The sequence below is a fragment of the Polynucleobacter sp. 35-46-11 genome, from assembly GCF_002281105.1.
Map to the genome: position 1 here is coordinate 1 of NZ_NCFJ01000024.1, position 22,120 is coordinate 22,120.

Below are 22,120 nucleotides of genomic sequence, written 5' to 3' on the forward strand. Positions count from 1 at the left end.
GCAGCCACTTTACGCAAGACCGTGCTTGAGCGCCTCATTGTCGAAAAGATTCAATTGCAAAATGCTGAGCAAGAAGGGGTGACGGTTAGCAATAAAGAGCTTGACAAGATTATTGGTGATATTGCGGCTAAGAATAAATTAACAGTTGCTGAGTTGAAGGTAAAAATTGCCGCTACAGGTAGTACCTATGATCGCTACCGCCAAATGTTGCGGGATGATGTGATTATTAGTCGCTATCGTGAGCGTGAGGTAGAGGGCAAGATTAAGATTTCTGATGCAGAGGTAGATAACTTTATTTCTGATCGTAATCGTGCAGTAGCCGGAGGAGGAAAGCCTGCACGCTCCACCCCAGCTGCAAAAGGTGAGCCCGAAGAAATTGATGTTGCACAGATTTTTATTCCTGCTGATGCAAGTGCTGGTGCTGGCGCTCAGGCTGAGGCAAAAAAGAAAGCAGAATCCCTCTTGCGTGAAGCGCGTGGCGATATTGATTTCTTGCAATTGGGTGCAATGGCCGCAAAAGATAATCCAAAGATTAAGTTTCAGGAGTTGGGTTACCGTACCCCAGATCGCTTGCCACAATTATTTTATGAGGCCGTGAGAAATACGGGTGGCGGACAAGTTGCCAATGCAGTGGTTAAGAGCCCTGCTGGCTATCACGTTCTGAAGGTTCTAGATCGTCGTGCGCTAGTTGCCGGTGCTCCTGAGCCACAGCAAGCTGCCCCTCAAGAAAGTGCAACTACCCCTCAAAACATCATGGTGACGCAGACTTTGTCTCGTCATATCTTATTGCGTAGTCGTGCTGGTTTAACGGATCAAGATGCTGAAAGACGCCTCGCTGGTTATCGTGATCAGGTTCGTGCAAAGACTGCTGATTTTGGTGAGTTAGCTAAAAAATATTCCGAAGATGGATCTGCAGCCAATGGCGGCAATCTAGGCTGGATGGGTCCTGGCGATTTAGTTCCGGAGTTTGATCAAGCAATGAATCGCTTGCAAATTGGTGAAGTCAGCAATCCAGTGAAGACGGAGTTTGGCTGGCATTTGATTCAGGTGCTTGAGCGTCGTGAGGCTCAGTTGACCTTGGAGAAGCAGCGTCAATTTGCCCGCGCAGCAATTCGTGAGCGCAAGTTTGAGCAGGCTTATCAAGATTGGCTACGTGAATTACGCGACACCGCTACGGTGAAGATCATTAACGCAGATGATCCAGCAGCCAGCCCTCGTTAATTTAGTCATTAGCTCTGGAGAGCCCGCAGGGGTTGGTCCAGAAGTTTCTGTTGCAGCTGCTTTAGCTTTTTTGCGAGAGCAGCCTGTAAGTACGATTACTTTGCTTGGTGACCCCAGCTTAATTCCAGCGACCAAGATTCCTCCAGCTTTATCGAATCGTTTGAAGGTGGAATCTATTGCACTAGGCGCTCCAGCAATAGCCGGTCAGCTCAATCCCGCTAATGCTCAGTATGTTCTAAATGTTCTGGATGCCGCTGTTAAAGGATGCCTTAACGGGCGCTTTGATGCGATGGTGACTGCGCCCATACAAAAAAGTGTGATCAATGAGGGCGATACTTCAAGCGATGGCTTATTTACCGGACATACTGAATATCTAGCTAAGCTTTGCCGTCAGGAGCATGTTGTCATGATGTTGTGTGCGACATTGCCAGCGGGATTTTTAGGTTTACAGAAAAGCCGCGACCTCCGGGTGGCTTTAGTTACAACCCATCTACCTTTAAAAGAAGTTCCTGACGCACTTGATCGTCAGCATATTCTGGAAACGATTCAGATCGTCGATCGGGATTTGCGGACAAAATTTGGCATTGATAAGCCTGTGATTCGGGTGGCAGGACTTAATCCCCACGCAGGTGAATCAGGCTATCTTGGTCGCGAAGAAATTGATGTGATTGCTCCTGCTATCGAAGCTGCCAAACAGTTGGGTATTCAGGTGAGTGGGCCCTACCCGGGTGACACGATGTTCGATGCCAATGGTTTAGATGGTTTAGATGCTTTTATTGCGATGTATCACGATCAAGGTTTGGCGCCATTTAAGTTTGTGAGCTTTGGTGGTGGCGTGAATGTCACCTTAGGCTTGCCGATTATTCGCACTTCGGTAGATCACGGTACAGCGCTAGACCTTGCTGGTAAAGGCCTGGCAGACTCTGGTAGCATGCTAGAGGCTTTGCGACTCGCCTATCAATTAGCAGTAAATATGAAGAACGTAAAGAATCTAAAACTATGACGCATCGCGCTCGTAAACGATTTGGTCAAAACTTTTTGCAAGACTCTGGAGTTATTTATTCCATCGTTGCTGCAATCAATCCAAGTGACAATATGCACGTGATTGAAATTGGTCCTGGCCTTGGTGCGCTAACAAAGCCCTTATTGAGCAATCTCGATCATTTAGACCTTCTCGAAATCGATCGAGACCTGGTAGCTTATTGGAATCAAGAGAATCTTAAGGGTCTTCGTGTCATTGAGGGGGATGCGCTCAAGTTTGACTTTCTGGAATGGGCGAACGCCCGTCCAGCCAATAGTGGACTGTGTAAGGTTGTTGGTAACTTGCCCTACAACATTTCCACCCCATTACTTTTTCATCTTGTTTCTGCTGCAAATGTGATCGATGAGCAGGTATTTATGCTTCAAGCCGAAGTTGTAGAGCGCATGGTATCCAAGGCGGGCGGCTCTGAATTTAGTCGGCTTTCTGTGATGTTGCAAGCCCGCTACGATATGGAGCAAGTTTTAGAAGTTCCACCCGAAGCTTTTGATCCGCAACCTAAAGTGAATTCGGCGGTAGTGCGAATGATTCCACGAAGGGATTTCAGCTTAAACAATGCACAGTGGCATGCCTTGGAAAAAGTAGTCGCTGCGGCGTTTTCTCAAAGAAGAAAAATGCTACGCACTAACCTATCAGCCTTTGCTGATCGACTGACTTTATCTGAATCTGAATTAAAAGCGCGTGCCCAAGATATTCCGGTGGAGCGCTATATTGAGTGGGCCAAAACTTTAGCCCACTAAGCTTTTGGTTTTACTGATAAGCAGTAGGATCAATTACTCGCATTTCAGCTTCGATCCATTTTTCTACTTCTTGATGAAGCTGCCCACCTGTTTTACCAGCAGAGGTGATTGCAGGCCCGATTGAGAAGATCACTGTTCCAGGCTGTTTTAGAAAGCTGTTCTTAGGCCAGCAGCGACCCGCATTGTGGGCAATTGGAATCACAAGTGCCTCGGTAGCACTTGCTAGCCTTGCGCCACCTTTGCTGTAGGGTTTGTGAGACCCGGTAGGCGTTCTAGTTCCTTCTGGAAATAACAAAATCCATTTGCCTTCACTTAAGCGCTTTTTCCCTTGGCCGACGATGGAGAGGGCGGCAGTTTCTTTGCTATTGCGATTAATGTGAATCATTTTAAGCAAAGCCAAAGCCCAACCAAAGAAGGGGATCCACAGCAATTCTCTTTTAAAAACGAAACAGACTTGCTTAGGAAGCTTGGCAATATAAAAAATGGTTTCGTATGCAGATTGATGTTTGCTAAGCACGACAACTGGTTTATCTAAAACCGCCATCATATTTTCCATTCCGCGAATCTCGTAACGAATGCCACAGAGTGGTTGCAAGATCCAGATCACTACCTTATTCCAGAGGCCGATAAAGCGATAGCGATTCTCAGGATTAAGGAAGGGGAAAACCAGAATGCAAAGCACCGACCAAATTGGGGTGAATATCAGCAAAAAGAGGGTAAATAGGGCTGAGCGAATAAAAGTCATATTGGCATTAAACCTTATCTTGCAAGAGTACACGCGCAAATGCCATCAAATCTGCATGAATTTGTGTGCCCTCCGGGAGATCACCTTTATCTAGGGTCTTGGCGCCTTTGCCAGTTAACACCAGGTGTGGGCTAGCACCTAAAGCAATACCTGCCTGAAGGTCACGCAAGGAATCGCCAACAATCGGCACTCCCAGTAAAGGTGTGGCACTCTGATTTTTTTTGTAACGAAGTGCGATCTCTTTCATCATCCCTGGTAGGGGTTTGCGGCAGTCACATGCGTTGGCATCGGTATGAGGACAAAAGAAAATGCTATCGATATGGCCGCCCAAGGGTTTGAGTAGCTTCTCCATCTTGCCGTGCATCGCATGGAGATCATTGATATTGAAATAGCCGCGCGCTAAACCCGATTGATTGGTCGCCACGGCAATTTGATAGCCAGCCTGATTCAGTAGTGCGATAGCTTCAAGACTGCCGGGCAGCGGAACCCACTCATCACTTGACTTCACATAATCATCCCGATCTTCATTGATCACGCCATCGCGATCAAGAATGATGAGTTTAGAAGAGCTAGTGCTCATGCTAATTTGCCGAGGTCGGCAATGAGATTCATTTTCTGGTGAAGTTGTTGCAGGAGAGCCAGGCGGTTATCGCGCAGCTCTGGATTTGGATCCATCACCATGACATCGGCAAAGAATTGATCAATAGGGGTGCTTAAGGCTACGAGTGCTTTCAATAAATTGACGAACTGACGTTGCTCATAAGCAGCAGTCAGTGTCGGGGTAAGTTTCTCAAGTGCCTGATGTAATGCAATTTCAGATGGAACTTGTAAGAGCTTGCTTGAGCAGGTTGCAGGAATGGTAGTGGCATTCTTTTTCAGAATATTGCTAATACGCTTATTGGCAGCAGCTAACTGAGCTGCCTCTGCTAGGGAATTAAATTCACGCAACGCAGTGAGGCGATCAATTAAATCGTTAAGTTGAGCGGGTGACTGACTTAATACAGCATCAATTTCTTCGGTAGTAAATGGCTTGCCAGCAACTGCTTGGTCACGTAAGTAAGCGCGCAGGCGATCAATAATGAAAGCGTAAATATCTCCAGCCTTAGCTTTTTCTTGAACATCTTTCTGCGGAAATTGTTTGCGAGCCAGTTCAATTAATTCGGGCAGGCTTAGGCTCAAATTTTTCTCTAGCAAAAGACGGCAAATTCCTAGAGCATGACGACGTAAGGCGTAAGGGTCTTTATCGCCAGTAGGCGCAAGTCCAACACCCCAAATACCAACTAAGGTTTCTAGCTTATCGGCAATAGCAAGGATGGTGCCTGTCTGAGTTTTTGGCAATGCGTCACCAGCAAAGCGAGGCATGTAATGCTCGCTACAAGCAGAGGCTACTTCAGTATTTTCGCCGTCGTGCGTTGCATAGTAACGACCCATGATGCCCTGAAGCTCTGGGAATTCGCCAACCATATCAGTCAGTAAATCGGTTTTAGCAATTTCAGCAGCGCGACTAGCTAGTGTGTCATCTGCAGATAAGGCTTTTGCAATACCTACAGCGATTCCTTGGACACGCTTGGTGCGGTCTAGTTGATTGCCGAGCTGATTGTGATAAACCACTTTTCCAAGATCGGCTACGCGGGATGCCAGCGGACGCTTTTGATCTTGCTGGAAGAAGAAGCGTGCATCAGAAAGTCGTGGACGCACTACGCGCTCGTTCCCGGAAATGATTGCTTCTGGCTGATCAGTCTCAATATTGGAAACAATTAAGAAACGATTGCGTAACTTACCTTGCTGGTCAGTCAAAGCAAAGTATTTTTGATTAGTCTGCATTGTCAGAATCAAGCATTCTTGTGGCACTTCTAAGAACTCCTGATCAAAATGGCATTCATAAATTGCTGGCCACTCAACTAAAGCCGTTACTTCATCTAATAAGCTATCTGGCATCAACACTAAATCAGCGCCAGCGGCTTTTAATAAAGCGGATTCAATAAATTCACGGCGCTTATTAAAACTTGGCAACACTTTGGCTTTAGTGGTGAGATCGGATTCATACTGATCAGCGGAGGCGATTGTAATAACGCCGGGAGCTAAAAAGCGGTGGCCTTCTGTTTGGTTTTCTGCATCAATGCCTAGTGCACTGATATTCAGGGCTTGTCTGCCATGAAGGGCAATGATGCGATGTGCAGGGCGCGCAAACTCAACGTCCTCCAATTCACCATTTTTTTGGAGCACTTGATAGTGCATCATTTTGGCGATTGGTAATTTGCTTAGTGTTTGCTCAAGTGCTTGTTGAGCGGTTTGTTCTAGCGCTGCGCCTTTGGCAACAACGTTTAGATACAAAGCTTCATTCTTGCCTTCGCCTGCTTTTTCTAAAGTCGAGAGATTAATATCAGCATAACCCAAGGAGGCTAATTTCTTTTGTAGTGGCGCAGTCGGTTTTCCATCAGCATCAAAAGCAATGCTGGTTGGTAGTAACTTTTCGCGCACTGGATAGTCTGGTGCTTGGCTCAATACATTGCTTACTTGAACCGCGAGGCGACGTGGTGTAGCAAAGCCAGTGGCAACCGAGTTTTCGCTCAAAAGGCCGGCAGCTTTCAGTGCGGAATAAATACCTTCACTAAAAGCATCACCCAAGCGACGTAATGATTTGGGTGGAAGCTCTTCGGTAAATACTTCAATCAGAAGATTATCTGATCGAGAGAGGGAGTTCGGTGTACTCATAATTAGATCGAGCTGCTTAGGCTTTGGATTGACGTTGGCACATCGGGAATCCCAATTTCACACGAGACTCGAAGTAAGCCTGCGCTACTGCACGAGAAAGATTGCGGATACGTCCGATATAAGCTGCACGCTCTGTAACTGAAATGGCGCCGCGGGCGTCAAGTAGGTTAAATGTGTGTCCGGCCTTAAGTACCATTTCATAAGCTGGTAAGGCTAATGGCACTTCCATCAAGCGCTTGGCCTCACTTTCATAGTTAGTGAAGTTTGCAAATAATAGGTCGGTGTTGGAGTGTTCAAAGTTGTAGCAAGATTGCTCCACTTCATTCTGGTGATAAACATCACCATATGAGATGCCATCTGCCCAGACGAGGTCGTATACGTTGGAACAATTTTGGATGTACATCGCCAAGCGCTCAATACCGTATGTGATTTCGCCTAAAACGGGTTTACAGTCAATGCCACCAACTTGCTGGAAATAGGTGAACTGAGTTACTTCCATGCCATTAAGCCAAACTTCCCAGCCCAAGCCCCATGCCCCCAGGGTTGGGTTTTCCCAGTCGTCTTCAACAAAACGGACATCGTTCTTTTGAAGATCGAGACCTAGAGCTGCAAGGGAACCCAAGTAGAGCTCAAGAATATTTTCTGGCGCAGGTTTCAGAACTACTTGGTATTGGTAGTAGTGTTGCAAACGGTTTGGATTTTCTCCATAGCGACCATCTTTTGGTCTGCGCGAGGGTTGGACGTAAGCTGCCTTCCATGGCTCTGGGCCAATGGCCCTCAAGAAAGTGGCTGTATGAGATGTACCGGCACCGACCTCAAGGTCAATAGGTTGCAATAGGGCGCAACCTTGTTGGTCCCAGTAATCTCCTGGCTAAGCCTTTGATTTTACATGGCTAAGCTAGTGAACCATGAAATAGCGATTAGATTCGTTTTTGGCGAATCAGGCCCAAGATAAGCAAGAGGCAAGAAAGGCTCAAAATAGGCACATTTCCCCAAAGTACGTAAGGAGTTGTGCCGGAGTAGGCTTGGATTTTGAGCTTGAGTATGCCCTGGGTAAATTCGCCTAACTGAGACAGTAGCTTGCCATCTGGCCCAAGCGCTGCGGTAATCCCTGTATTTGTGGCGCGTAGCGCTGGGAGACCAGTCTCCAAGGAGCGTAGCTGCGATAGACGTAATTGCTGCGCTGGTGCTTGAGAATCCCCAAACCAGGCCAGATTGGTCATATTGATCAACAAGTTAACGGGCTTATTGCTCTGATGAATGCGGGAGGCTAACTCCCCACCAAAGACATCCTCATAGCAAATCATGATGACTGCATGAATTGCATCTTTACCTGAGCGAACAATACTGAAGGGATCTTGATCTAGCTTGCCACGTTCAAAGTCACTCATGGGGACATGGAATGCATTCACAAACCAATGAAAGCCGGGAGGAATAAATTCACCAAAGGGCACCAAATGAGATTTGTCATATTGATAGCTTGGTACGTTGGGAGAGAGTCCAAGAGCGCGATTGGTGTATTTCACCCCAGTGGAGTTGCTTACCTCTCCAATCAAGCCGAGTAAGACATTGCTGGAGGTGTTGGTAGAGAACTGTTGAAGTGATCCTAATAAGCCAGCGGGAAGATTGCTTTGCGGCCAAGGATAAGCAGTCTCTGGAGTGATGATGAGGTCGGCTGACTGACTCTCAATAGCATTGGTATAAAAACTAAATTGTTCTTCAATGGCCTTGGGGTTGAACTTCAGGCTTTGCTCAAAATTACCTTGAATTAAACGAACACTGAGTGGTTCGCCAATCGGCTTTGTGAAGGTCCAAAGGCTCGCGAGTTGCGCAAGAGCGACGGTAGCAATGATAAAGGTGGCGCTAAAGAAGATATTTTTTTTTAACTGAGTAACTTCCCAAGAAATCCACACTGCTAAAAATGTGCAGGCCAGACCGCCGAAGAATGGCGCCACGGGTGCAAATGGGCCGTTGAATTGTGCTTCCGCAAATCCCATCCAAGGAAAGCCTGTAAATATCACGCCACGAAAATACTCAAAGCTGACCCAGCTTGCAGCAAGTAATAAACCAGTGATGCGTGAAGATTTAAAAAATACTAACGAGAGGCTGGCCGCCGAAAAATATATGGCCATGTAGGCAGATAATAAGAATACGGCTGCACCAGATAGGGCTGCATTCATGCCGCCTACATCATGCAAGCTAATGTAGATCCACCAGAGACCCAGAACAAAGTAGCCTAGACCAAAAGCCATTCCAGAAATAAATTGATTTTTAACAGATAGGCTTGCTTGTTCACTCATCCGCCACCAAATCAAACTCAAGATCGGGATTTGTATCCAGCCACCATACGGCAGCTCTGCTGCAGCAGCTAGTACGGCCCCTAGAAAAAATAGCGCCAATAAATTGACGCCATTACCTAGTCTAGTAGATTGCTGATCAATCAAGGTAATTCTCAGGAAGGATTCTTCGGGAGTTGGCGTGCGAGCAGAATGTGAATCTGTCTTGGATCAGCGCGCTGAACCTCAAACTCGACTCCGTCGATCTCGATCAATTCGCCCATTTTGGGTACTCGACCTAGATGATGAATGACTAGGCCGGCAATAGTTTCAATGTCTTCATCATGAAATTGAGTACCTAAGGCCTCATTAAATTGCTCTAATTCAGTAATACCTTTAACGCGAATATCTCCGTTGTCTAATGAGATGAGGTTATCTGCTTCCTCGTCAATATCGTGCTCATCCTCAATGTCACCAACGATTTGCTCAAGCACATCTTCAATCGTAATGACACCTGCAACGCCACTGTATTCATCTACAACAATTGCCAAATGATTACGGTTGTCTTTGAAGTCACGTAGCAACACACTTAGGCGTTTAGATTCAGGAATAAATACGGCGGGGCGGAGCCAATCGCGAACCTGAAAATCTTTTTCGGTAGAGTGACGCAATAAATCTTTTGCCAGTAAGGTGCCGATGACATTGTCGCGGCCACCTTCAAATACTGGGAAGCGTGAGTGGGCGGCAGTAATGACGCTCTTGATAATTTCCGATAAAGGCTGGTTGATATCAATCCAGTCAATCTGCGCTCTGGGGATCAAAATATCGCGAGCACACAATTGGCCTACCTGGAACACACCCTCAATCATAGAGAGGGCATCTGCGTCAATTAAGCCTTCGGCCTGAGCTTCTCTTAGGGCATCAATCAGTTCCTGACGACGTTCTGCTAAGCTAGTTGGCTGCGGCGTTAAAAAATCGGCCAAGCGCTCTAAAAGGGATTTATTGGGGTCAGGCATATACCAAGAATATCGTAGAAATAAGTAAATTCGATGAAGATGGCGTTAAAACCGCCTCAATTGGGTGTGTAGGGGTTAGCAAAGCCCAGGGATTTTAGAAAGATGATTTCCTTGTTTTCCATTTTTTTTGCTTCGACATTGTTTTCATGATCCAGGCCTTGAGCATGTAAGCAACCATGAATAATCAGATGCGCTAGATGAGCCTTCATGGCCTTACTTTGGTCTGATGCCTCTTTTTGAATCACAGGGAGACAAAAAATAATATCGGCAGCCAATGTCTTTTTGCTCAGCTCATATGGAAAGGTGAGGACGTTAGTTGCATAGTCTTTGTTGCGAAAGGCAAAATTCAGTTTTTTGCCTTCAGCTGCATTCACAAAGCGCAAGGTAATGAGGCCATTCAATGGAACTGCTGCTTTCACCCATTTTTTAATTGCCACCAGAGATGCCGTTGCAAGCACTTTCTCTTCGATAGCAGCGCTAGCAAATTGAATATCAATCTCGAGTTTAGAGGGGGATGCTTCCTTCGTCGTCATCTTAGTGAGTGTGGGATAGGGTGAGATCGCCAATCAGTTCGCCTCGGAGGGTGTAGTTGAGTACTTCAGTAATGCGGATATCTACCATTTGGCCGATGAGTGATTCGATATCGTCATTTGGTGCAGTGAAGTGAATCACGCGATTATTAGCGGCCCGACCCTGCAAGTTCACGCCATCTTTCGCCAAACCTTCAACGAGTACTCGCTCAGTATTGCCCAGCATATTTTTGCTAATTTGATTTGCTTGTGACTCAACTAGGGCGAGTAATGTTTGTAGTCGCTTGAGTTTGACCTCATAAGGAGTGTCATCACTCAAATTGGCAGCGGGTGTCCCGGGTCGCGCACTGAAGATAAAGCAAAAGCTATTATCAAAATTCAGTTCTTCAACCATCTTAAGTAGTTTTGCAAAGTCTTCATCGGTCTCGCCAGGAAAACCCACAATAAAGTCACTAGAGAGGGTTAGGTCGGGCCTCACAGCGCGCATCTTACGAATAATGCTTTTGTATTCTAGTGCGGTGTAGCCACGTTTCATTGCAGATAAAACGGAATCCGATGCATGTTGTACTGGTAGATGCAAATGGCTTACGAGCTTCGGAACTTTGGCGTAGATATCAATCAAGCGCTGTGTAAATTCTTTTGGGTGGCTAGTTGTAAAACGAATCCTCTCAACACCCGGAATTTCGGCAATGTATTCAATCAGTAATGCAAAGTCTGCAATCTCTTCATTGCCACCCATCTTGCCAAGATAGGCGTTCACATTCTGACCGAGCAAGACAATTTCTTTTACGCCTTGGGCTGCAAGACCAGCCACTTCAGTCAATACGTCGTCAAAGGGGCGCGATATTTCCTCGCCGCGAGTGTAAGGAACCACGCAGTAGCTGCAATACTTTGAGCAGCCTTCCATGATGGACACATAAGCTGAGCCACGGGTTTGACGAGAGGCTGGAAGGTGGTCAAACTTTTCTATTTCTGGAAAAGAGATGTCTACCTGAGATCTTCCAGTTTGGCGACGTTGCGCAATGAGGTCTGAGAGGCGATGTAAAGTTTGCGGGCCAAACACCACATCGACATATGGCGCCCTACTAATAATTTGCTGACCTTCTTGGCTGGCAACGCAACCGCCCACACCAATTAATAAATTAGGCTTGGTTTTCTTGAGCTCGCGTAGGCGGCCTAAATCGGAAAATACTTTGTCTTCTGCTTTTTCACGAATCGAGCAGGTGTTTAGTAGAACGACATCTGCATCTTCTGGCGTGTCAGTCATGACCATGCCTTCATCGGCATGTAGGAGGTCGGCCATCTTGCCCGAGTCGTACTCGTTCATTTGACAGCCAAAGGTTTTGATATAGAGCTTTTTCATATGCCGTTCTCAGGTTTATAGCTGGGGGCGAAGCTCAGATTTTACTGGATAAGGCGTTTAGAGCAGACGTAGGGCCAGAATCGCAACAATAGTTGGTGGAATGGCGGCTACAAACAGTAAACCCGCGGAAACTGCTGCATTTGGGAAGTAACTGCGCAAAATAGCCAGTCCAGCAGGATTGGGGGCGTTTGCAATCACGGTTAAGCCACCACCTGCTACTGCACCACCAACTAAAGCCAGCTTGAACTCTGGTGAGGTGCCCTGTACCAATGATCCTAAATAGGTGAGCGCCGCATTATCGGTAATCGCAGTTAATGCCAGACTGCCATAGAACACTGCGGTGGGACTCATAGTTTCGAGGATCGGCTGCAGCCACCAACCTTGCAGTGCGCCCAAGACAACTAGTCCGCCTAAGAAGAATCCTACCAGCAAAGCTTCACGCAAGATGAGCGGGCTTTGATGTTTTGGATAAGCAGTGGTGTAACCAATAAAAAAGAGTAGCAGCCACATGAAGATGACTGGGTCATGTGCGAAGCTCACAATGCCTAGCAAAAATAAAAGGTGAATTGCTGTAATGGTAAGTGGAATGCGAACTTGATCAGATTTTCTAGTAGGCTCAACAAGTTGCTTATGAAAGAGTAGGGTTACAACCCCAGCGTTAATGAAAATGGCAATCATTGCTTCAAAGCCAAAGTTCGAAAACATGAAAGCGGTACTCCAGCCCCAGGTAGATGCCACCATAAGCACTGGTGGTGCGGCGAAATTAGTTAGCGTGCCACCGATTGAAATGTTAACGAACAGCACACCTAATGTGCCAAACAAAAGTGGGGTAGAGCATTTATGGCGATAGACTAGGTCGCGCAATAAAAAAGCTGCCAGCGTCATTGCGGCGGGCTCAGTAATCAGTGATCCTAGCAATGGCGTGATACTAAGGGTCAAGAAATACAGTGTTGGCGCTTGCTTGGTGCGCAAGACAAATTGAATGGCTTTGCCGAGCTTATAAAGAAGCTGAGTTGCAAAATTCAGAATGGGTTTACTACCAGCGACAACCATGATGGCAAAAACAAATAAGGGCTCCGTGAAGTTCCGCTTATTGGCGTACTCTTTTGCTGTGGCTAGATCATTTGCAAGCCACATAAAAATAATCAGCACAGCCGCCCAAAAACCAAAGACGATTTCAACCTCACCGAGGAGATGCCATAAACCAGCATGTCTTGGGGATTTTTTAGCTAGGGCTTCAAAATACGAAGTGCAAAAGGTATGTAGCACTGCGATGGCAAATATAACGCTAGCACCAAGCTCAGTAGGGGTAAAGTTCATAGCTACATATTATCAGGGCAACATCAATAAACTGCTCTTAATAGCAAGTAAATAAAAGTATTAGCAATTAGGGAGATTTTGGTGAAATTAAAATTAGGCTATCAAGAATTAATTGCCAATGCGATGGCACAAATTGAGACCGTTCCATTGGAGCAAGCCCAGCAATTCCTGAGTGATGAAAGCACCGTTTTTGTGGATATTCGGGATGTGAGGGAGTTGGAGCGCGATGGCCTTATTCCAGGTGCAATTCATGCTCCTCGTGGCATGCTGGAATTTTGGGTCGACCCGGATAGCCCTTATTACAAGCCAGTTTTTGGTGAGGGGAAGCGTTTGTTGCTCTATTGCGCATCTGCGTGGCGCTCTGCCCTTACAACAGAAACCCTGCAAAAAATGGGGGTTCCTGGGGTTTGCCATCTTGAGGGAGGCTTTAGCGCGTGGAAAAAGGCGGAATTGCCTGTAGCGGAGAAGCATTCAAAGCCCCATCCAGGCTAAATTTGGCGTTTCCAAGATCTTGAAATAACTTTAATAGCCCCCATTTACTGAGGGTGATGTTCATTGATTAAGAGGGAAGAGAGAATACGCATGACTGTAGCTAGTAAAGAAACATTAGGCTTTCAAGCCGAGGTAAAGCAACTTTTACAACTGATGATTCACTCCTTGTATTCCAATAAGGAAATCTTTCTCCGTGAGCTGATCTCGAACGCATCCGATGCTTCAGACAAACTCCGTTTTGAGGGGATCGAGCATCCCGATTGGTATGGCGATGATCCTGATCTGAAGATCAAGGTCAGTTTTGATAAAGTCGCTAGAACCGTCACGATTTCGGATAACGGTATTGGCATGAGTCGGGATGAAGTAATTTCTAATTTGGGAACTATTGCTCGCTCTGGCACGAAAGAATTTTTCTCTAAGCTTTCTGGCGATCAACAAAAAGATGCCGCTTTAATTGGTCAGTTTGGTGTTGGCTTTTACTCAGCCTTTATTGTGGCCGACCGTATTACTGTGGAGACGCGTCGAGCAGGCTTGCCAGCGTCCGATGGAGTTCGCTGGGAGTCTGATGGCTCAGGCGAATTTACAGTAGAAAGTATTGATCGCCCACAGCGTGGGACTTCGATCACGATGCAGTTGCGTGAGGGTGAGGATGATTTCCTCTCCACCCATAAGTTGAAATCGATTATTCGTAAATATTCCGATCACATCTCTTTGCCGATTCAGATGAATAAGGAAGAGTGGGACGCAGATAAAAAAGAGCAAGTGATTAAGGACGAGCTCGAAAGTATTAATCAGTCCAGCGCATTATGGGCTCGCTCTAAATCCGAAATTACTGAAGAGCAGTACCACGAGTTTTATAAACACCTGTCACATGATTATGAAAATCCCTTGTGCTATTCCCTGAATAAGGTCGAAGGTCGTAGTGAATTTACGCAGTTGCTGTATGTACCCTCACGTGCACCATTTGATTTGTGGGATCGTAATAAGCGTGGCGGTATTAAGTTGTATGTGAAGCGGGTATTTATCATGGATGATGCCGAGCAATTAATGCCGATGTACCTGCGTTTTGTCACTGGGGTGATTGATTCAACAGATCTGCCTTTAAACGTTTCCCGTGAAATCCTGCAGGAATCACGCGATGTGAAAATTATTCGAGAAAGCTCCACTAAGCGTGTATTAAGCATGTTGGAGGATTTGGCTAATGGTGATGACGATACCAAGAAAGAAAAGTACCGCACCTTCTGGACTCAGTTTGGACAAGTGCTTAAAGAGGGTGTTGGTGAAGATCAGCCTAATCAAGAGCGCATCTTAAAGCTCTTGCGTTTTGCAAGTACACATGCGGATTCTGCTGATCAAACTGTTTCCTTAGCTGAATACATTTCACGCATGAAGGAAGGTCAAGACAAGATTTATTACGTCACTGGCGACACATTTAATGCTGCTAAAAATAGTCCGCATTTAGAAATCTTCCGTAAGAAAGGCGTTGAAGTTTTATTGCTGTCCGATCGTGTGGACGAGTGGATGCTTTCTTTCTTCGCTGAGTTTGATGGCAAGCACATGACCTCAGTAGCAAAGGGCGGTCTTGATCTTGGCAACTTAAGTGACGAGAAAGAAAAGAAAGAGCATGAAGAAACTGAAAAGAATTTCAAGGGCTTGCTCGATCGCATGAAAGCAGCGCTGGAAGACAAGGTGAAGGATGTGCGTGTGACCTTCCGCTTGACTGACTCTCCAGCGTGCTTGGTCTCTGATGAGAATGAACTTTCTGGAAATTTATTGCGCATGCTCAAGGCGGCAGGCCAGCAAGCGCCAGATACCAAGCCTATTCTGGAAATCAACCCCGATCATCCTTTGCTCCTCAAGCTGAAGTCAGACGATCAGTATTTTGATGAGTGGACTCAGGTCTTATTTGATCAAGCACTCTTGGCTGAGGGCGGTCAATTGAATGATCCAGCTGCTTATGTAAAGCGTATTAATCAGCTGCTCCTCTCTTAAATTGCTGAAGCTTTAAAAGAAAAACCCAACTTGCATGACGCAGGTCGGGTTTTTTGTTTTACTGCAATTAGAACTCAATCTAGCTTGTAAAGCCACCTAAGAATTACTGAGGAGCTTTAGCTGGCTGATTATTTTTTCCAGCGTTGTAGCCAGAGTTGTACTCAGAAGCCTGCTCTTTTTTGTAGGCATCGTATACGTAACCAGAGGCTGCACCAACTGCTGCGCCACCAACTGCTCCCCAAATTGGGTTGCCGTGGAAAATGGCGGTGCCAACTGCACCAGCAGCTGCGCCGATACCAGCGCCAGATAAAGTGCGTTGTTCTGTATTGCTCATGTTAGAGCAACCTGCAATTGCTAGGGTTGCAGCAGTAATAGCGATAATTTTTTTCATATCAACTGTTCCTTATGTCTTTAGATTGATTGGCTAATTAGCTTGGATTATTTTCTGGCGCAAGGAAAGCGTGCTGCCAAGAAGCCCAAGAAAACACCTGCCGCCGGTTTGTCAGCAGTTTGTTGATTGGTTTGACCAAATTTTACAAATTCACCAATCACTTCGTCACGTGAAGGTGCTGGTTGCTTTACGCAAATATATGGCCTAGCGCGTTGTGGATGACGTGTTGCCAAATAAGTGTCGTAAATCGCGGTTGTATAGCCAACGCAAAAGCTACGGGACTCTGGGCTTGCAGGCAATTTGCAGACATTGACGAGCTCTTGAGTGCTCAATACCTGAACTTTTTCTTGGGCCTGGGCTAAGCCAGAAAATGCGCCTAAAGCGGCCAATAGAACTAAAATTTTTTTCATGGGTTCTCCCTTCGGTGTATGTAAATTTGATAATAAACTATATTGAGGGCATTAAATTGCACTAAATGAGTGCATTAATGCTGACGAACCACCACTAAATTCCCCATAATGATGCAAAAAATATGGGGGTTATTTCAGTGGAAACTTTGAAATCAGGCAGTGATGCCTTGTTTATTTTGCTCGGCGCCATCATGGTTTTAGCGATGCACGCGGGGTTTGCATTTCTTGAGCTTGGCACGGTTCGTAAAAAGAACCAAGTCAATGCCTTGGTCAAAATCTTAGTCGACTTTGCAGTGTCGACTATTGCCTACTTCTTTATTGGTTACAGCATTGCCTACGGCGTCGACTTTTTCTCTGGCGCTGAGCTATTGGCCGAGAAAAATGGCTATGAACTGGTCAAATTCTTTTTCTTGCTGACCTTTGCTGCTGCTATTCCTGCCATTATTTCGGGTGGTATTGCAGAGCGCGCGAAGTTCAACCCTCAATTGATTGCCACCTTTATCTTGGTTGGCTTCATTTACCCTTTCTTTGAAGGCATCGCCTGGAATCAGCATTACGGCATCCAAGCATGGATCAAGTCACTTACTGGCGAAGAGTTCCATGACTTTGCGGGTTCAATTGTTGTCCATGCGGTGGGTGGTTGGATTGCGCTACCAGCAGTCATCCTGTTGGGCGCGCGTCGTGGTCGTTACACCAAGGATGGCAACGTTGCGGCACATCCTCCTTCAAGCATTCCGTTCTTAGCATTGGGCGCTTGGATTTTGGCGGTAGGTTGGTTTGGATTTAACGTCATGAGTGCGCAGACTATCGATAAGGTCAGTGGCTTAGTTGCCATGAATTCTTTGATGGCGATGGTTGGCGGGACTTTGGCTGCATGGGTTATTGGTCGCAACGACCCCGGTTTTACTTATAACGGTCCTTTGGCTGGCTTGGTGGCAGTTTGCGCTGGCTCAGATTTGATGCACCCGATGGGCGCATTGGTTGTTGGCTTAATTGCTGGCGCTCTTTTTGTGTACATGTTTACCTTGGTGCAAAACCGTTGGAAGATTGACGATGTGTTGGGTGTATGGCCACTGCATGGTCTCTGCGGTTTATGGGGTGGATTGGCTGCTGGCATCTTTGGGGCAAAAGCGCTAGGCGGTATTGGTGGAGTCACTTTCTTGGGCCAGCTGATTGGCAGTGGCTTAGGAGTGGCGATTGCCTTAATTAGTGGTTTTGTGGTCTACGGATTGCTCAAGGCAGTTTTAGGCATCCGGATGTCACAAGAGGAAGAGTTTGAAGGTGCGGATTTGAGTATTCACCGGATTTCTTCCACGCCTGATCGTGAGCCTAATTGGTAGGCTTCCTTAAATATAGCCATTACCTATAATGAGTCATGGCTATATTTGAACTAGATGGAAACGCTCCCCACTTAGCTGAGGGAGCCTGGGTCGCCGAGAGCGCAGAGGTGATCGGTCGCGTTGAGCTTCATTCAAACGCGAGCGTGTGGCCCAAGGTGGTTATCCGTGGCGATAACGATCTCATTCAAATTGGCGAGGGCAGCAATGTGCAAGATGCTTCTATTTTGCATACTGACTCTGGCTACCCCCTCATCATTGGTAAGCAAGTTACTGTTGGGCATCAAGTAATGCTTCATGGCTGTCAAATTGGCGACGGTAGTTTGATTGGCATCGGTGCCGTTATTTTGAATGGTGCCAAGATTGGTAAGAACTGCTTAGTGGGTGCTGGCGCCTTAGTTACTGAGGGTAAAGAATTTCCTGATGGCTCAATGATTTTGGGTTCACCTGCCAAGGCAGTGAAAACGCTAACACCAGAGCAGATTGCGGGTATAGAAGATATTGCAGGGCGTTATATCAAAAATGCGCAGCGATACCAGAAGACTCTGAAGAAAATTGCTTGATCTAAAAAAGCACATTTAAATTGTTCTACGTTTTCAATGTTGTCTTTCCAGTATTTGCGCTGATTCTCATAGGCTACATTTGCGGCAGAACTGGTAAGTTAGGAGAAAGCGCATCGATTGAATTAAATCGCTTTGTCGTTTGGCTTGCCTTACCTGCGCAACTATTTAATTTCGCATCAAACAGTAGTTGGCAAACACTTTGGCAGCCGGGCTTTATTACCGCTTTCTTTCTGAGTTGCTTGCTAGTATTTATGTTGGTGTTGCTAGTCAGCTGGGTTCGTAAGCGAGATTTAGCGGCCGCTAGTTTTTCAGGTTTGAGTGCGTCTTACTCCAACACGGGGTACATGGGCATTCCGCTCTGTGTTTTGGCACTTGGTCAAGATGGTTTGGCGCCAGCAATTATTGCGACCTTCATTGTTTTTGTGATGTTTGCTGTAGCAACAGTTCTCATTGAGGTCGGCATACAGTCCCATAAAAAATCCCATGAAATTGTTTGGAGTGTATTGAAGTCTCTGTGCACTAATCCATTATTAATTGCACCGGTTGCCGGTTTGGTGTGGTCATCTACAGACTTGATTTTGTACGACCCATTAGCGCAAGTGATTTCTTTCTTGGCTGCGGCAGCCACGCCTTGCGCACTAGTCTCTATTGGCCTGTTTTTGATGCAAAAAGAAAAGTCGGCCCCTCAACAGGCATGGGGTATCAGTGTTGCCAAGCTGATTATTCAGCCCCTAGTTGCCTGGTTAATCGCTGGCCCAATCTTAGATTTGCCTACCTTATGGGTGAATGCCGTTGTGATTCTGGCTGCCCTTCCTACGGGTACAGGCCCATTTATGTTGGCTCAGTATTACAACGCAGACGGCAGAATTATTTCTCGAGTGGTGCTTTTAACTACAGTAGGATCTTTACTAACACTGTCTTTATTCTTGTGGTGGAGTAAGGGGGTTTGATCCCTCAGCATCCATTTGATTTTCCCAAGAGGCGTCAATAAATGCTGGTACCGTCATACACTGATGAAAGATCCTCATCAGCGCTGGATAGGCTTTCATATCCATCTTTGCACTAAGTGCATTAAAGATTTGCGGCACTAAGCAGATGTCAATCAAACCAGGGTGATCACCAAAAGCAAAGCGACCCACCCTCGGATCTGTACTTAATTGTTTTTCCAGGCTGGTTAAGCCTAAAGAGATCCAGTGTTGATTCCAGCCATCTTTTGCCTCCATGCTTAAGCCTAATTGCCTAATCAAGTAGCGCAAAACCCTTACGTTACCTAGGGGGTGTATATCGATCGCAATGTCCATGGCGACTGCACGCACCCATGCTCGATCGATTGCGGTTTTCGGTAGCAGGGCTGGAGCTGCTTGAATCTCCTCGAGATATTCGATGATGGCAAGGGACTGATGAATCGTATGAGTACCATCGGTGTAAAGGGGGACTAAACGATTGGGATTCTTGCTTGTATATTCTGGCGTGCGTTGTCCACCGCCATCTTTGAGAAGGTGTACTGGAATCACTTCATAATCCATACCTTTTAAGTTCAGGGCAATACGCACCCGAAAAGCTGCCGAGCTACGCCAAAAGCTATAAAGCTGAGTTTTCATGAAGAACTCCTTAAGAACATGACCCTCAGTATATGCAGGGCTTCATTGATTGTGTTGTCTCGGTGATTTAGACTAAGCGTTATGGATCAAATTAATTTCTGGATTGGTATCATTGCCACGATTGCTTTTGCGGTAACGGGTGTTCTAGCTATTGCAGATCGAGGTGTGGATCTTTTTGGCGTCATGGTATTGGGTGTGATTACCGCCATTGGCGGCGGAACACTGAGGGACATCATTTTGGATGTGCCTGCTTTTTGGTCGATTGCTCAGATTTATATTTGGGTGGCATTGGGCGCATGCATAGTTACTTTTGTAGCCGAATCTTTTTTTACGCAACCTCAGATTTACCGCTGGATGCTGTATATCGACGGTCTTGGCGCTGCTTTATTTGGCATTCAGGGGGCGGATAAAGCTTGGAACTTGGGTTTTGGGTTGCCAGTTGCGCCCGTGATTCTGGGTGTTGTTACTGCGATTGGTGGTGGCTTATTACGTGACATCTTGGCCGGCAGAAAGACTTTATTGATGTCACATGAACTGTATGCAATCCCTGTTACCTTGGGTTGCTGTATTTACATCTTGATTCTGAATTTCTTCCCCGAGTTCACGCTTGAGGGCTCAGTGATTTGTATGCTCGCTATTTTTGGACTACGCGCAGCTGCCATTTACTGGGATCTGCGCGTACCCAAATTATTTATTACTAAAACGCGCTAACAGCGCCATCGCTGCGGGGATCCCAGCCGCCATGGAGCGTGCCGGATGGATCTCGAATAATGCAGCCCGCATGGCCAACAGTTTCATCAAAGGCATCGAGCATTTCAATCTCGTGTCCTAGTGCGTGTAGCTCTTTAGCAACCCATGGACTAAAGCGCGACTCTAATTTAAGGCTGTCGCTGGTTTGACCCCAGGTCCTGCCCAGCAACCAACGTGGGCGGCTAATCGCATCTTGCGGATCTAGTCCATATGTCGCTGTGCGGGTAAAGACGGCGCACTGCGTTTGGGGTTGGCCATCGCCACCCATCGTGCCGTACACCATGGACCTGCCATCCTTAAACAAAGCCATAGCTGGGTTTAATGTGTGGAACGGTTTGCGATAGGGTTCAAGGTGATTCAGTGTTTTTGGATCCAGCGAGAAGCTGCAGCCGCGGTTCTGCCAGTTCACGCCAGATTTGGGTAGCACGATGCCGGCACCAAACTCGTGATAAATACTTTGAATAAAGGAAACGCAATTTCCGTCTCCATCAATCACGCCCATCCAAATGGTATCTGCAGGCCCTTTACCTTGACCCCAAGGCAAAGCTTTTTCGGGGTCAATATTTTTCGTCAGCTTCTTGAGGAAGGCGGGGGATAAGAAAGACTGCGCATTTTTTGTCATGTATGCAGGATCAGTAACAAATTGATCGCGTACCTTGAAAGCTTGTTTAGTAGCTTCAACACAGTGATGCACATACTCGGCGCTATCGACTTTAAAGCGCTTGAGATTGAGTTGATCCAATATACCGATGATCATCAAAGACACGACACCTTGGGTTGGTGGTGTCATGTTGTAGACATTACCCATGCTGTGTTTGAGTTCAAGTGGGTCAATGAGTTTGGCTTGATGGCGATGAAGATCCGACAACCTGAGAGGGCTGCCGATATCTGTGAGCTCCTTGGCAAGTAATTCAGCTAAATCACCACGGTAGTAATCTTCTGTGCCTTTACGAGAGATTTGACGCAAGGTTTTCGCAAGACGCTCTTGCTTGAAGATGCTGCCGACTTCAGGGGCTTTGCCATCAACTAGGAATGTCTCTGCAAATCCAGGAATCGGACTTAACTCCACTCGCTTTTTTTCAGTCAAGCTTGATTGGCTAAAGGTTACCGGGACTCCAGCTTCAGCATAGTGAATGGCATCTGCTAGTAGGCGGGAGAGGGGAAGCTTGCCACGGAGGCCCTGTTGTGAAAGCTTTTGCGCAGCACCCCAGCCGGAAATGGTGCCAGCAACCGTATTGGCTGCAATGGCACCCCGAAAAGGAATGGCTTTGGTGATTCCGCGCTCCGCGTACCACTGCTTGGTCGCTAAACCAGCCGCTGCACCGCAAGCATCAATTCCGCCCATGGCTTTACCGGGGGAGTGCACAACCCAGAAAGAGTCACCGCCAATAGAGTTCATGTGGGGGTAGACAACTGCGATCGTTGCGGCTGCAGCGATCATTGCCTCAAGTGCATTGCCGCCTTCGCGAAGAACTGCTAAGGCAGACTCAGACGCTAGCGAGTGTGGCGCTACCGCCATTCCTCGAATACCCCATTTTTGTTGCATGGCTATTAGTCCCTATTTTGGTTTTTACTAAGTACAACAAATTTTAGTAATTCATTTTTTCACGCTTTTGAAT

General features: G+C 46.6%; 21 protein-coding genes and 1 pseudogene. 9 read left to right on the forward strand and 13 right to left on the reverse strand.

Going from position 1 to position 22,120, the window contains the following annotated elements:
• From B7Y67_RS03665 to rsmA, 3 genes are all read left to right on the forward strand, one after another.
• Window positions 1-1,221: peptidylprolyl isomerase (locus B7Y67_RS03665; RefSeq protein ID WP_293597411.1), on the forward strand; the 1,221-nt coding region annotated here is incomplete at its 5' end.
• Window positions 1,196-2,224, forward strand: a complete 1,029-nt coding sequence (gene pdxA / locus B7Y67_RS03670) for a 4-hydroxythreonine-4-phosphate dehydrogenase PdxA (protein WP_293597412.1) — start codon at window positions 1,196-1,198, stop codon at window positions 2,222-2,224. The genes B7Y67_RS03665 and pdxA, both read left to right, overlap by 26 nt.
• Entirely contained in the window at window positions 2,221-3,000 is a 780-nt protein-coding gene (gene rsmA / locus B7Y67_RS03675) for a 16S rRNA (adenine(1518)-N(6)/adenine(1519)-N(6))-dimethyltransferase RsmA (protein ID WP_293597413.1), read from the forward strand. The genes pdxA and rsmA overlap by 4 nt, the downstream gene beginning before the upstream one ends.
• 10 nt (window positions 3,001-3,010) lie before the next feature.
• Here rsmA and B7Y67_RS03680 read toward each other — a convergent pair whose 3' ends face one another.
• From B7Y67_RS03680 to B7Y67_RS03720, 9 genes and pseudogenes are all read right to left on the reverse strand, one after another.
• A complete protein-coding gene (locus B7Y67_RS03680; RefSeq protein WP_293597414.1) occupies window positions 3,011-3,745 on the reverse strand; it encodes a 1-acyl-sn-glycerol-3-phosphate acyltransferase in 735 nt (244 codons plus the stop codon).
• Window positions 3,746-3,752: 7 nt separating this feature from the next.
• Window positions 3,753-4,325 carry a D-glycero-beta-D-manno-heptose 1,7-bisphosphate 7-phosphatase gene (gmhB, locus tag B7Y67_RS03685; RefSeq protein WP_293597415.1) on the reverse strand — a complete coding sequence of 191 codons (573 nt, stop codon included), beginning with the start codon at window positions 4,323-4,325 and terminating at the stop codon, window positions 3,753-3,755.
• Window positions 4,322-6,460 (reverse strand): glycine--tRNA ligase subunit beta, encoded by a 2,139-nt coding sequence (glyS, locus tag B7Y67_RS03690; RefSeq protein ID WP_293597416.1) that lies wholly within the window; start codon window positions 6,458-6,460, stop codon window positions 4,322-4,324. Before glyS ends, gmhB begins: the two co-directional genes overlap by 4 nt.
• 16 nt (window positions 6,461-6,476) lie before the next feature.
• Window positions 6,477-7,325: pseudogene (glyQ, locus tag B7Y67_RS03695) on the reverse strand (glycine--tRNA ligase subunit alpha); the annotation flags it as partial.
• Window positions 7,326-7,380: 55 nt separating this feature from the next.
• The gene (gene lnt, locus B7Y67_RS03700) at window positions 7,381-8,904 is read right to left on the reverse strand and encodes an apolipoprotein N-acyltransferase (RefSeq protein ID WP_293597417.1); all 1,524 of its coding nucleotides are present in this window, start codon (window positions 8,902-8,904) and stop codon (window positions 7,381-7,383) included.
• Window positions 8,905-8,912: 8 nt separating this feature from the next.
• Window positions 8,913-9,752 carry an HlyC/CorC family transporter gene (locus B7Y67_RS03705; protein ID WP_293597418.1) on the reverse strand — a complete coding sequence of 280 codons (840 nt, stop codon included), beginning with the start codon at window positions 9,750-9,752 and terminating at the stop codon, window positions 8,913-8,915.
• 56 nt (window positions 9,753-9,808) lie between these two features.
• Window positions 9,809-10,285, reverse strand: a complete 477-nt coding sequence (ybeY, locus tag B7Y67_RS03710; protein WP_293597419.1) for an rRNA maturation RNase YbeY — start codon at window positions 10,283-10,285, stop codon at window positions 9,809-9,811.
• Between the two features lies 1 nt (window position 10,286).
• Window positions 10,287-11,645 (reverse strand): tRNA (N6-isopentenyl adenosine(37)-C2)-methylthiotransferase MiaB, encoded by a 1,359-nt coding sequence (gene miaB / locus B7Y67_RS03715; protein WP_293597420.1) that lies wholly within the window; start codon window positions 11,643-11,645, stop codon window positions 10,287-10,289.
• Between the two features lie 57 nt (window positions 11,646-11,702).
• Complete coding sequence (locus tag B7Y67_RS03720) at window positions 11,703-12,965, reverse strand: putative Na+/H+ antiporter (RefSeq protein ID WP_293597421.1); 1,263 nt, start codon at window positions 12,963-12,965, stop codon at window positions 11,703-11,705.
• Between the two features lie 81 nt (window positions 12,966-13,046).
• Between B7Y67_RS03720 and B7Y67_RS03725 the strand changes: the two genes are divergently transcribed.
• Both B7Y67_RS03725 and htpG read left to right on the forward strand, forming a co-directional pair.
• On the forward strand, window positions 13,047-13,457 hold the full coding sequence (locus tag B7Y67_RS03725; RefSeq protein ID WP_293597422.1) for a rhodanese-like domain-containing protein: 411 nt from the start codon (window positions 13,047-13,049) through the stop codon (window positions 13,455-13,457).
• 90 nt (window positions 13,458-13,547) lie between these two features.
• Window positions 13,548-15,449 (forward strand): molecular chaperone HtpG, encoded by a 1,902-nt coding sequence (gene htpG / locus B7Y67_RS03730; protein WP_293597423.1) that lies wholly within the window; start codon window positions 13,548-13,550, stop codon window positions 15,447-15,449.
• A gap of 103 nt (window positions 15,450-15,552) precedes the next feature.
• Here the strand turns inward: htpG and B7Y67_RS03735 are convergent, their stop codons facing one another.
• Together B7Y67_RS03735 and B7Y67_RS03740 are read right to left on the reverse strand one after the other, a co-directional pair.
• The gene (locus B7Y67_RS03735; protein WP_215333930.1) at window positions 15,553-15,840 is read right to left on the reverse strand and encodes a glycine zipper domain-containing protein; all 288 of its coding nucleotides are present in this window, start codon (window positions 15,838-15,840) and stop codon (window positions 15,553-15,555) included.
• Between the two features lie 47 nt (window positions 15,841-15,887).
• On the reverse strand, window positions 15,888-16,250 hold the full coding sequence (locus B7Y67_RS03740) for a Rap1a/Tai family immunity protein (RefSeq protein ID WP_293597424.1): 363 nt from the start codon (window positions 16,248-16,250) through the stop codon (window positions 15,888-15,890).
• Window positions 16,251-16,387: 137 nt separating this feature from the next.
• Between B7Y67_RS03740 and B7Y67_RS03745 the strand changes: the two genes are divergently transcribed.
• Genes B7Y67_RS03745 through B7Y67_RS03755 form a run of 3 tightly spaced genes read left to right on the forward strand, consistent with a single transcriptional unit; the run spans window position 16,388 to window position 19,100 of the window.
• A complete protein-coding gene (locus B7Y67_RS03745; protein WP_293597425.1) occupies window positions 16,388-17,590 on the forward strand; it encodes an ammonium transporter in 1,203 nt (400 codons plus the stop codon).
• 35 nt (window positions 17,591-17,625) lie between these two features.
• Window positions 17,626-18,150 carry a gamma carbonic anhydrase family protein gene (locus B7Y67_RS03750; protein WP_293597426.1) on the forward strand — a complete coding sequence of 175 codons (525 nt, stop codon included), beginning with the start codon at window positions 17,626-17,628 and terminating at the stop codon, window positions 18,148-18,150.
• Window positions 18,151-18,170: 20 nt separating this feature from the next.
• The gene (locus B7Y67_RS03755; protein WP_293597427.1) at window positions 18,171-19,100 is read left to right on the forward strand and encodes an AEC family transporter; all 930 of its coding nucleotides are present in this window, start codon (window positions 18,171-18,173) and stop codon (window positions 19,098-19,100) included.
• Here B7Y67_RS03755 and maiA read toward each other — a convergent pair.
• On the reverse strand, window positions 19,071-19,751 hold the full coding sequence (gene maiA, locus B7Y67_RS03760) for a maleylacetoacetate isomerase (protein WP_293597428.1): 681 nt from the start codon (window positions 19,749-19,751) through the stop codon (window positions 19,071-19,073). The two genes, B7Y67_RS03755 and maiA, sit on opposite strands and share 30 nt — an antisense overlap.
• Before the next feature lie 81 nt (window positions 19,752-19,832).
• Between maiA and B7Y67_RS03765 the strand changes: the two genes are divergently transcribed.
• Window positions 19,833-20,462: a trimeric intracellular cation channel family protein gene (locus B7Y67_RS03765; protein WP_293597429.1), complete on the forward strand. Its 630-nt coding sequence runs from the start codon at window positions 19,833-19,835 to the stop codon at window positions 20,460-20,462.
• On the opposite strand, the gene B7Y67_RS03770 is transcribed toward B7Y67_RS03765, so the two are convergent.
• Complete coding sequence (locus tag B7Y67_RS03770; protein ID WP_293597430.1) at window positions 20,449-22,047, reverse strand: gamma-glutamyltransferase family protein; 1,599 nt, start codon at window positions 22,045-22,047, stop codon at window positions 20,449-20,451. The genes B7Y67_RS03765 and B7Y67_RS03770 overlap by 14 nt on opposite strands.
• Window positions 22,048-22,120: the final 73 nt, after the last annotated feature.